Source organism: Photobacterium sp. 1_MG-2023, from assembly GCF_030547945.1.
Lineage (GTDB): Bacteria > Pseudomonadota > Gammaproteobacteria > Enterobacterales > Vibrionaceae > Photobacterium.
Genome location: NZ_JAUORR010000051.1, coordinates 1 through 10,335 on the forward strand (window position 1 = coordinate 1; position 10,335 = coordinate 10,335).

Annotated in this window: 11 protein-coding genes; 2 read left to right on the plus strand and 9 right to left on the minus strand. The window is 49.7% G+C overall.

Features of this window, described 5'->3' with window-relative positions; translation table 11 throughout:
* Positions 1-424 precede the first annotated feature (424 nt).
* The 4 genes from Q4579_RS22295 to gcl form a co-directional block, all read right to left on the minus strand.
* Positions 425-1,699: a glycerate kinase gene (locus Q4579_RS22295; RefSeq protein ID WP_303567089.1), complete on the minus strand. Its 1,275-nt coding sequence runs from the start codon at positions 1,697-1,699 to the stop codon at positions 425-427.
* Positions 1,700-1,963: 264 nt separating this feature from the next.
* On the minus strand, positions 1,964-2,851 hold the full coding sequence (locus Q4579_RS22300; protein ID WP_303567091.1) for a 2-hydroxy-3-oxopropionate reductase: 888 nt from the start codon (positions 2,849-2,851) through the stop codon (positions 1,964-1,966).
* Positions 2,852-2,861: 10 nt separating this feature from the next.
* Positions 2,862-3,644 (minus strand): hydroxypyruvate isomerase, encoded by a 783-nt coding sequence (hyi, locus tag Q4579_RS22305; RefSeq protein ID WP_303567093.1) that lies wholly within the window; start codon positions 3,642-3,644, stop codon positions 2,862-2,864.
* Positions 3,645-3,673: 29 nt separating this feature from the next.
* Positions 3,674-5,449 carry a glyoxylate carboligase gene (gene gcl / locus Q4579_RS22310; RefSeq protein ID WP_303567094.1) on the minus strand — a complete coding sequence of 592 codons (1,776 nt, stop codon included), beginning with the start codon at positions 5,447-5,449 and terminating at the stop codon, positions 3,674-3,676.
* 291 nt (positions 5,450-5,740) lie between these two features.
* Between gcl and aceB the strand changes: the two genes are divergently transcribed.
* Both aceB and Q4579_RS22320 read left to right on the plus strand, forming a co-directional pair.
* Positions 5,741-7,360 carry a malate synthase A gene (gene aceB / locus Q4579_RS22315; RefSeq protein WP_303567096.1) on the plus strand — a complete coding sequence of 540 codons (1,620 nt, stop codon included), beginning with the start codon at positions 5,741-5,743 and terminating at the stop codon, positions 7,358-7,360.
* Positions 7,361-7,547: 187 nt separating this feature from the next.
* Positions 7,548-7,988 carry a heme-binding protein gene (locus Q4579_RS22320; RefSeq protein WP_303567098.1) on the plus strand — a complete coding sequence of 147 codons (441 nt, stop codon included), beginning with the start codon at positions 7,548-7,550 and terminating at the stop codon, positions 7,986-7,988.
* A 27-nt stretch (positions 7,989-8,015) separates the two neighbouring features.
* Here Q4579_RS22320 and Q4579_RS22325 read toward each other — a convergent pair whose 3' ends face one another.
* From Q4579_RS22325 to Q4579_RS22345, 5 genes are all read right to left on the minus strand, one after another.
* Positions 8,016-8,345 (minus strand): hypothetical protein, encoded by a 330-nt coding sequence (locus Q4579_RS22325; RefSeq protein WP_303567100.1) that lies wholly within the window; start codon positions 8,343-8,345, stop codon positions 8,016-8,018.
* A 300-nt stretch (positions 8,346-8,645) separates the two neighbouring features.
* On the minus strand, positions 8,646-8,978 hold the full coding sequence (locus tag Q4579_RS22330) for a hypothetical protein (RefSeq protein ID WP_303567102.1): 333 nt from the start codon (positions 8,976-8,978) through the stop codon (positions 8,646-8,648).
* A gap of 24 nt (positions 8,979-9,002) precedes the next feature.
* Positions 9,003-9,362 (minus strand): hypothetical protein, encoded by a 360-nt coding sequence (locus Q4579_RS22335; RefSeq protein ID WP_303567103.1) that lies wholly within the window; start codon positions 9,360-9,362, stop codon positions 9,003-9,005.
* 55 nt (positions 9,363-9,417) lie between these two features.
* A complete protein-coding gene (locus Q4579_RS22340) occupies positions 9,418-9,882 on the minus strand; it encodes a hypothetical protein (protein ID WP_303567104.1) in 465 nt (154 codons plus the stop codon).
* Positions 9,876-10,235, minus strand: a complete 360-nt coding sequence (locus Q4579_RS22345) for a hypothetical protein (protein ID WP_303567105.1) — start codon at positions 10,233-10,235, stop codon at positions 9,876-9,878. Before Q4579_RS22345 ends, Q4579_RS22340 begins: the two co-directional genes overlap by 7 nt.
* Between the last annotated feature and the right edge of the window lie 100 nt (positions 10,236-10,335).

Here is a 10,335-nt window from a genome sequence, read left to right on the forward strand (position 1 = left end):
TACCTGAATTATATGAATTTTGTCGTTCCCGCGCAGGCGGGAACCCAGTGACGTTGATGCGCCGGAGCCTCGTCTGGACGCAGTGAACGATATTACAGAATGACTGAACCTTGCTGTGATTTTATCTGTTCAATGATGATTTTCGTGTGTTTGTAGCCCGGCGCTCTATGGATTCCCGCCTGCGCGGGAATGACGGTAATTGACTGAATCTTATGAGGTTTTTCGTTTCCGCGCAGGCGAAAATGACGGTGAATAGAAATTGATATCAAAAAGGAGTCACGACAATTCACCCAGTGAGAAATAAAAAAAGGAATAGTGCCGCTGACACTATTCCAAAAGGGCACACAGTCTCCAAGGACAAAGAAAACTGTGCCTACCGTTGCCTCTTACAACTTACAACATCACTCAAGGAGTCATTCTGGGTTCACGCTTCCTTCGGAAGAATCAGGATGGCGCGAAAGTCGTTTACATTCGTTAAAGTCGGACCTGTGGTTAACAATGAATCCAATTGTTTGAAGAAAGTGTAGCCATCATTGTTATCCAGATAATCCTGACTATTCAGTTCCAGAGCCAACCCCTGAGGGTAGCTCTGCGGATTCAGCACGGCACCGGCATTGTCTTCAACACCATCAATCCCATCGGTATCGGCTGCCAGTGCATAAATCTGCGAATGACCCTGCAGTTCATGGTACAGACTCAGCAGAAACTCACTGTTTCGCCCGCCACGGCCTTCACCGCGAACCGTCACCGTGGTTTCTCCACCAGAGAGCAACACACAAGGCGCCTGGAAAGGTTGTTCACGTTCCGCGACTTGTTTGGCCAGTGCAGCATGCACTTTCGCGACGTCACGCGATTCACCTTCAATACAATCACTCAGAATATGGGCAGGAATCCCCCACTTCCGGGCTTCATCTGCCGCAGCTTCCAGAGATAGTTGCGGGCTGGCAATCAGTTCAAATGATGCACGCGTAAGACAGGGATCCCCCGGCTTCACTGTTTCTGATTCCGGGCTGTGCAGCCAGTCCGTTACGGAATCGGGCACACTCACCTGATAACGGCTGAGAATTTCCAGCGCATCTTGACTGGTTGTCGGGTCCGCCACGGTCGGGCCAGATGCAATGACGGTTGCTTCATCGCCCGGCACATCTGAAATTGCCAGTGTAATCAACCTTGCCGGTGCGACGGCTTTCGCCAGCTGACCGCCTTTAATGGCAGACAAATGCTTACGAACGCAGTTCATCTCATCAATGGCTGCCCCTGATTTCAGCAGTGCTTTATTGATCTGCTGTTTCTGAGCGAACGTGATGCCGGGAGCTGGCAGACTCAGCAACGCTGACCCGCCACCGGAGAGCAGGCAAATCACCAGATCGTTTTCGTCCAGCCCCTGCACCAGATGCAGCATTCGTTCTGCCACTTCGCGGCCTGCATCATCCGGCACCGGGTGTGCGGCTTCGATCACTTCTATCTGCTGACACGCTGCGGTATGACCGTATCGCGTGACCACCAGACCTTCCAGCTCGCCTTCCCAGACGGCTTCCAGAGCATTCGCCATTGAGGCTGCTGCTTTTCCCGCACCAATGACGACAGCTTTCCCTGTTTTATCTTCTGGCAGGTATTGCGCTAACGTTTCACCGGGCAGGGCCTGTTGTACTGCACGATTAAACAGTGCAGTCAGAAATGCATGCGTTTCCATGTGCATGTTTTGCTCCACGTCATAGTTGTTCCCGGTGGTGATCACCAGGGGAAAAAACCCGAAACCGTCACTGTCACCCACACGATATCGAACTGGTCGGGGCCAGCTGAGCCACCTCTGACAAGCAGCCAGCCCCTTTAATCCAACCCGCGGTTTCGGGACCACATAACCAAAGGAGACTCAAAAATTGTTATGTGACGAAAAATATGAGGGTGCAGCCACAGCTGATGCTGCACCCTGTTACGGCCCGAAAGGCCGCCAACGTTCTGATTACTGGCGGATATTATGATTTGCCAGTTCTTCAATGGCGCGAATCATTGCTGAGTGGTCCCAGCCTTCGCCGCCCAGTTTCACACAGGCATCAAACAGGTTCTGCGCAGATTGAGTATTTGGCAGCGACATGCCCAGTGCTTCAGCACCCGAGAGTGCCAGATTCAGGTCTTTCTGGTGCAGCTGAATGCGGAAGCCCGGATCGAAGGTGCCTTTCACCATACGCTCACCATGCACTTCCAGCACTTTCGAGTTGGCAAAACCGCCCATCAGCGCTTCACGGACACGCGCAGGATCTGCACCGGCTTTAGAGGCGAAAACCAGCGCTTCTGCAACGGCTTCAATGTTCAGCGCAACGATGATCTGGTTTGCGACTTTACAAATCTGGCCTGCGCCATTGTCGCCCACCAGATTGATGTTCTGACCCATGATTTCAAACAGAGGCTTGGCTTTCGCAAAACCGGCTTCGCTGCCGCCAACCATGATAGTCAGCGTGGCGTTGACCGCACCCACTTCACCACCGGAGACTGGCGCATCCAGATAATCGGCACCCGTTTCTTTGACTCGTGCTGCAATGGTCTTGGTTTCAATCGGCGAGATTGAACTCATATCAATGACTGTTTTACTGGCATCCAGCGCTTGTGCAACGCCATTTTCACCAAACAGAACGTCTTCGACCTGCGGTGTGTTTGGCACCATCAGAATGATATATTCTGCGGCTTCTGCTGCTGCTTTTGCTGAATGGACAACCTGAGCGCCATTCGCCACCAGATCAGCCGGTGCTTCATTGTAATGGTCAGAGAAAATCAGTTGATGCCCTGCTTTTTGCAGGTTCTCTGCCATAGGTTTACCCATGATACCGGTGCCGATAAATGCGATAGTCGTCATGATTCTCTCCTTAGATTTGATTGAATGCTTTCAGCCAGCTCAGGCCTTCTTCAGTCGTGGTTTGCGGCTTGTATTCACAGCCCACCCAGCCTTCATAGCCAATCTCGTCCAGATGCTGAAACAGAAAGGCATAGTTAATTTCACCGGTGCCCGGCTCATGGCGGCCCGGATTGTCAGCCAGCTGAACATGGCGGATCTGGCCCAGTTCGCGACTCAGCGTGGTCGCCAGATCGCCTTCCATGATCTGCATGTGGTAGATGTCGTATTGCAGTTCCAGATTGTCGCTGCCGACTTTCTCAATAATATCCAGCCCCTGACGGGTGTTATTGAGGAAGAAGCCCGGAATATCACGGGTGTTGATTGCTTCAATCACCAGGTGAATGCCGGCTTTTTTCAGTTCGGCCGAGGCAAAACGCAGGTTGTCGACAAAAGTTGCTTCCGCCTGACCCGGTGTCACGCCAGCCGGGACGATGCCCGCCAGACAGTTCACCTGTGTACAGTTCAGCGCTTTGGCATAGCGAATCGCTTCCGGCACACCGGCACGAAACTCTTCCACACGCTTTGGATCGACCGCAATCCCGCGGTCGCCAGCGTCCCAATCCCCCGCAGGCAAATTGAACAGCACCTGAGTCAGACCCAACTCATTCAGTTTGGTCTGAATTGCCTCCGCTTCGAAGGCATAAGGGAACAGGTATTCCACGCCACGGAAGCCCGCCTTTGCGGCGGCTTCAAAGCGGTCCATAAATGGAACTTCCGTGAAGAGCATGGACAGATTTGCTGCTAATTTCGGCATGTCACATTCCTTTTGCTATTCGTGGCACATTATTGGTTGAACGTAATGGCAGTGGGTGCGTCGTCCTGACTTTCAGCCAGTGCTTCAAATTCATTGATGCCATCAATTTCAACGCCCATGGCAATGTTGGTTACACGCTCAAGAATCACTTCCACCACAACCGGCACCTGATGCTTGTTCATCAGCACCTGAGCTTCACGCAATGCGTCTGCAATCTTCTCGGGATCCGTAACGCGAATCGCTTTACAGCCCAAGCCTTCAACCACAGCAACGTGGTCAACGCCATAGCCGTTCAGTTCAGGCGCATTCTGGTTTTCAAACGCCAGCTGCACACAGTAGTCGATATCAAACTGGCGCTGCGCCTGACGGATCAGTCCCAGATAAGAGTTGTTCACCAGCACATGGATGTAAGGCAGGTTGAACTGCGCACCCGCAGCCAGCTCTTCGATCATGAACTGGAAGTCGTAGTCACCTGACAGAGCAACCACAGGACGCTTCGGATCGGCAACCCGAACACCCAGCGCAGCCGGAATCGTCCAGCCCAACGGGCCAGCCTGACCACAGTTAATCCAGTGGTTTGGCTTGTAGACGTGCAGGAACTGTGCGGCTGCAATCTGAGACAGACCGATGGTGCTGACATAACAGGTGTCTTCACCAAAGACTTTGTTCATCTCTTCGTAGACACGCATTGGCTTCACCGGGGTTTCGGTATAGTGCGTTTTACGCAGCATCGTTGCTTTGCGTTCCTGACACTCACCCACCCAGGCACTGCGGTCCACCAGTTTGCCCTGTGCTTTCATGTCGCGCGCAACTTCAACCAGCAGTTCCAGCGCTGCTTTTGCATCCGAAACAATCCCCAGATCCGGGCAGAAGACGCGGCCAATCTGGGTCGGTTCAATATCAATGTGAACAAACTTACGGTCTTTAGTGTACACATCGACAGAACCGGTATGACGGTTTGCCCAGCGGTTACCAATGCCGAACACAAAGTCTGACGCCAGCATGCTGGCATTCCCGTAACGGTGCGCCGTTTGCAGGCCAACCATACCGGCCATGAGTTCGTGATCGTCCGGAATCGAGCCCCAGCCCATCAGTGTTGGAATCACGGGTACGCCAGTGATTTCAGCAAACTGCTGCAGCAGATCAGAGGCACCGGCGTTAATCACACCACCACCCGCAACAATCAGGGGTTTCTCCGCTTCATTCAGCATCGACAGGGCTTTTTCAACCTGTGCACGGCTTGCCGTTGGCTTGTAGGGCTCCAGCGGCTCATAGGTGTCGATATCGAACTCAATCTCAGCCAGCTGGACATCGAGCGGCAGGTCAATCAGTACCGGTCCCGGGCGGCCGGAACGCATCAGATGAAAGGCGTGCTGGAATGCACGAGGCACCTGAGCAGGTTCCAGCACTGTGGTCGCCCACTTGGTGACTGGCTTCGCAATACTTTCGATATCGACGGCCTGGAAATCTTCTTTGTGCAGACGCGCACGCGGTGCCTGACCAGTGATACACAGAATTGGAATAGAATCCGCCGCGGCCGAATACAAACCGGTGATCATATCTGTACCCGCTGGGCCGGAAGTCCCGATACATACACCGATGTTCCCTGTGTTCGTGCGGGTGTAGCCTTCAGCCATATGAGACGCACCTTCAACATGGCGAGCCAGAACATGATCAATGCCACCCAGCTTTTTCAGTGCTGCATACATTGGGTTGATTGCTGCACCTGGGACACCAAATGCCTGAATAACCCCTTCTTTTTTCAATACTTCAACGGCGGCTTCAATTGCCTTCATCTTCGCCATATTGCCTCCTGCATAATTGTATACAATGTTGTGTATGATTGTATTCTAGGCATAGTGAAATGATCTTAGCAAGGGCCATTCTTCAATTTAAAACAAACTTCATGTGACCAATCAGAGAAAAGTTATTTTAAAACAATACTTTAACAACAAAAAATAAGATACATAAAAACAACATCAGCTTTACATCATGATAAAAACAACTTTACGTCTGCTAGCCTGATGAGGTATAGATAATAGGAAAATTATAAGATGTATACAAAACGATAGACCGTTTGTTCTAAGGAGACGCAATTGGATACCCAACAACCTCATGAGGCACAAGCCGAATCCCTGCAGCTCGCTGTTGATTCACTGTCACCCGACTATCAGGCGATCCTGAGCGATGAGGCCATGACATTTCTGACCGCGCTGGTCAGCCAGTTTTCTGGTCGTCTGGACAATCTGCTGGCCCGACGTGAAGCCAGACAAGAGGAATTTGACCAGGGCAAACTGCCGGGTTTTCGTGCTGATACTGCCGCGATCCGAAAAGATAAAAGCTGGCAGATCGCAGGGATTCCTCAGCCGTTGCAGGATCGCCGCGTTGAAATTACCGGGCCGGTAGACCGCAAAATGGTGATCAATGCACTGAACTCTGGCGCCAAAGTCTTTATGTGTTGTTTCGAGGATGCCACTGCGCCGAGCTGGGACAACATGGTGCAAGGCCAGATCAACCTGCGTGATGCCAATCTCGGCGACATGCGTTATGTCGACGAACGCCGCCAGAAGGAATACATCCTGAATGATCAGCCGGCGCTGCTGATTGCCCGTCCGCGCGGCCTGCACTTGCCTGAACAGCATATTCAGTATCAGGGCAAAGCGATTCCAGGCTGCCTGATGGATTTCGGCCTATACTTCTTCCATAACTATCAGTCCCGTGCCCGGAAGGGCCTGGGCGTGTATTACTACCTGCCAAAACTCGAATCCATGGAAGAAGGCGAATGGTGGGCAGATGTCTTCCGTTTCACTGAAAACTACTTTGGCGCGCAAACCGGAACAATTAAAGCAACAGTGCTGATTGAAACCCTGCCTGCCGTCTTTGAGATGGATGAAATCCTGTATGCGATGCGCGACTACATTGTCGCGATGAACTGTGGCCGCTGGGACTACATTTTCAGCTACATCAAAACCCTGAAACAACATAAAGACCGCATCCTGCCGGACCGTCATGACGTCACCATGGCGCAACCCTTCCTGACCGCGTACAGCCAGTTACTGATTGCGACCTGTCATCAGCGTGGCGCGCTGGCTATGGGCGGCATGTCTGCCTTTATTCCGAGCAAAGATCCGGAAGAGATGAAACAGGTTCTGGAAAAAGTCATTGAAGACAAAGAGCGTGAATCATCCAACGGTCACGACGGCACCTGGGTGGCGCATCCGGGGCTGGTTGAAACAGCCATGACGGTCTTTAACCAGCGTCTGGGCGGTAAACCGAATCAGCTTGATTATCTGCCACCGGCAGCGAATGACATCAAAGCAGAAGATCTGCTGGCGCCTTGTGAAGGCCACAGAAACGAAGCGGGTGTACGCAAGAACATCCGGATTGCCTTGCTTTATATCGAAGCCTGGATCCGTGGTCTGGGTTGTGTGCCAATCCATGGTCTGATGGAAGACGCAGCCACCGCCGAAATTTCACGTGCCAACATCTGGCAATGGATTCACCACGGCGTCACGCTGGATGACGGTCAGCTGTTTACCACAGCGCTGTTCCGGACCTGGCTGGCGCAGGAAGTGGCCAGCCTGAAACTGGAGCTGGATGCGAATCACCCGCAGCGCCGGTTTGATGATGCAGCGCAGTTGTTTGACGAGCTGTCGACCTCAGACGAATTTGCACCATTCCTGACTTTACCAAGCTATCCGTTGTTGGTTGGCTGATTGTCTGCTCAGGGGGATTTCCCAGGGCGGTAGAGACGTTTACTCCCGGTCATGGTGTACATGACATTTTCGGAGTAAAGCCGCCCACCGAGCATGGATTGGTGGCACATAAACAATATACCCGGCAGTCGGGAACCGGCTGCCGCTCAAAAAGTTAGTCAATTAATTCTTGATCGGAGGGATCACTATGAGCTTAACATTGGAAGATGCACTGGTTATTACCAAGGGCGCATTCAGCACTGCCCTGACCAAAGGTGCTGCACCCCTGACCGTCGCTGTACTCGACAGTGGCGGTAAACTGATTTCCCTGCAGCGTCAGGACGGTTCGAGCATGCTGCGTCCTGAAATTGCAATCGCAAAAGCCTGGGGCGCACTGGCACTGGGCTGTTCTTCCCGCAAACTGGCGCTGGATGCGCAGCAGCGTCCTGCCTTTATGTCGGCCGTTAACGTGCTGGCAGAGGGGAATCTGCTGCCCGTCCCTGGCGGGGTTCTGATTCGTGGTAACAATCAGTGCCTGCTGGGCGCCGTCGGCATCAGTGGTGATTTATCAGAGCTTGATGAGTTCTGTGCCATCGCCGGGATTAAAGCTGCAAATCTCATCCCAGATGAAGTCGAAGCAGTTGAGTAATGTCTCATCACAATAAAAAAAGGGCCATCATCGATGGCCCTTCATCCATTTCTCGGACTGCCGGAGACTCAGTAAGACATAAAACATTGCCCAGGCAGAAATAAAGAAGACGTTCCATTGCGAGAACACCCGAGACATCAGCGCAACACCCAGGCTTCCCCATAAAATGATGTGCACATAACAGCGAGCACCTGGGAATTGAGCAAAGCGACGAAACCAAGGCAATCCCCGGACCAACAACATCACCACACCCAGCGCCAGCAACGTGAGAGCCACTTTTCCCCAAATCAGAAACAAAGATGGGCAAAGCAGCACCGCATCTGTACACAGCAATTCTTTCGCGGAAATTTGGTTCATGCGTTTCCCTGCTCTCTCACCCACCTTCAAATCAATTGATAGTGCGTGTTTGAGATAACCCTTGAAATAATACCAATCGCAGTAAATAACTGGTCATCCTAGCTTGTTAAAATGTTCGATCACTGCGTTAGATTTTTTGATTGTAGAATGACTACTGATCTAAAAAATCTGCCTTGTTCTCAAACATTTTTCCTGCTCTATTTTTGATCACTTACTTACTTTGATTGGTATAAGATTGAAGCGCATGAAACTAACATAAAGCATCAAACCAACCGAGCGGTTTATTCGAGTCAGATTGTTTTATCCAACCCGGTAAGTTCTGATCCAGGTCCCTGAGCAGGTTCCATCTTTATCGTAACCAATATTAACCGGTTTACCTGTAGCGTAAGCCGTCAATAAACGGGATAAAACCTGGTGGCGGGTTTCGGATGGTACACTTGCATCGACCGAAAAATAACCCGGTTTACACGTCGGATGTGAGGCTGGCTGGTTATTTAACCGGAACAGAATATTATTACTTTCGGTGTAGGTTAACACTTCAGTCACAACCCCTGTCATGTTCGTGTTGTACTCTGCATAAAGATACGATGGTGAACAGGCGACTGCTGCGAGCAATAGTGAGAATTTTTTCATTTTTTTCCCTTTTTTAAATTGAACTTACCAAACCTGGAAATAATACACTTTATCTTCTGGCACGACCCAATCACCAATATCATGGCATCGGCCACCACTCTGATTTCCGGAAATTGATGGGTGATTGTAATAAATGGCCACAGATTGGTTCGCCATCTTGGCTGACAGCGCAGTCGAAATCCATACTTTGCAATATTCCTCAGAAACATTGCACAGTTTATGCACCCCAAAACCATTGCTGACATGCAGCGTTGAGGTATCAATCCCAAAGTGTTTGATTTCCCCAACACAGGAGTAGTTGGCCTGGGCCAGAAAAGGTGCAAACAGAAGTAAAAAAACGAGTATTGATCGTTTAAAATTATTTCTTACAAATATATACAGCATACGATAAACATCCATTGGGAAAATTAAAAAATCATATAACACATTGACTTAAAAATTAACTTCCAGGAGAAATAGGATATCCAGCAGGCTGTTTTATTTTCTGAATATCAACTATTGATTCAGAAGGAAAACGTAAATACATATTATTATCCTTCTCAATCTGGAAGTAAAACTGGCGTTTACTTACACTGAAAAACGATCCAGAAACATCCTTAACATACTCTTCAGGTATGCCAGAGCTTCTTCGACCGAATATATATGTCATAGTAACTCCCCGCTTAAAAAGCTGTAGGGTAGGAAAGGAAACCCCTCTATATTCTTCCCATTTCATTCGCCCCAGAATATCTTTGTCTATGATCAAAAACTCATCTCTAGGTAAATTGACAACACTATCTTTAAGTAGTACAGAAAGATCGTTTCCTGTATTATTAAATATTACAAACTCTTCATATTTAGGACACCCTTGAAGAAGCAACAAACACATAATATAAAATAATATCTTGATGCTAATTCTTACCATGCTGCTGGTCTCCTTGTATGTGGGCCCTGCTCTAAAAACGCTGAGTCTCCATGCCAATTACCATTATTTATAAGCCCTGATAATCCTAATACGATATGTGCCGGAAAATAAAATGGACCTAACATCTGAGCTTGATAGGTGTGTTGCATCTCTTCAAAACCTAAGGTATGTGCACCACCATATCTATAAGATGTTGGCTGCATCGCTGGACTATTACCATGAACAATTACATTTCCTAAGGTCATTGCGCTCAGCATTAATGGATTATTTTCAAATTGTATTGCATTATTATCATAACTTATACTCGGTTCAGCTGTGTATAAGTCAAAAAATTGTCCAACCTCTCCAATCAAATGCCTAACGCTCCATAGATAAGAGAGCTATGATGATTTCTGGTGTATGCGAAGAAAGGGTTGCGGTGTAACCTGTTGATTGATCCGGCAAGATCAACAA

Bases quoted from the DNA above. Each gene is read 5' to 3' on its own strand.
- Q4579_RS22335 (WP_303567103.1), bottom strand. From the start codon at position 9,362: ATGCTGTATATATTTGTAAGAAATAATTTTAAACGATCAATACTCGTT.
- Q4579_RS22300 (WP_303567091.1), bottom strand. From the start codon at position 2,851: ATGACGACTATCGCATTTATCGGCACCGGTATCATGGGTAAACCTATG.
- Q4579_RS22340 (WP_303567104.1), bottom strand. From the start codon at position 9,882: ATGGTAAGAATTAGCATCAAGATATTATTTTATATTATGTGTTTGTTG.
- hyi (WP_303567093.1), bottom strand. From the start codon at position 3,644: ATGCCGAAATTAGCAGCAAATCTGTCCATGCTCTTCACGGAAGTTCCA.
- gcl (WP_303567094.1), bottom strand. From the start codon at position 5,449: ATGGCGAAGATGAAGGCAATTGAAGCCGCCGTTGAAGTATTGAAAAAA.
- Q4579_RS22295 (WP_303567089.1), bottom strand. From the start codon at position 1,699: ATGCACATGGAAACGCATGCATTTCTGACTGCACTGTTTAATCGTGCA.
- Q4579_RS22325 (WP_303567100.1), bottom strand. From the start codon at position 8,345: ATGAACCAAATTTCCGCGAAAGAATTGCTGTGTACAGATGCGGTGCTG.
- Q4579_RS22330 (WP_303567102.1), bottom strand. From the start codon at position 8,978: ATGAAAAAATTCTCACTATTGCTCGCAGCAGTCGCCTGTTCACCATCG.
- Q4579_RS22320 (WP_303567098.1), top strand. From the start codon at position 7,548: ATGAGCTTAACATTGGAAGATGCACTGGTTATTACCAAGGGCGCATTC.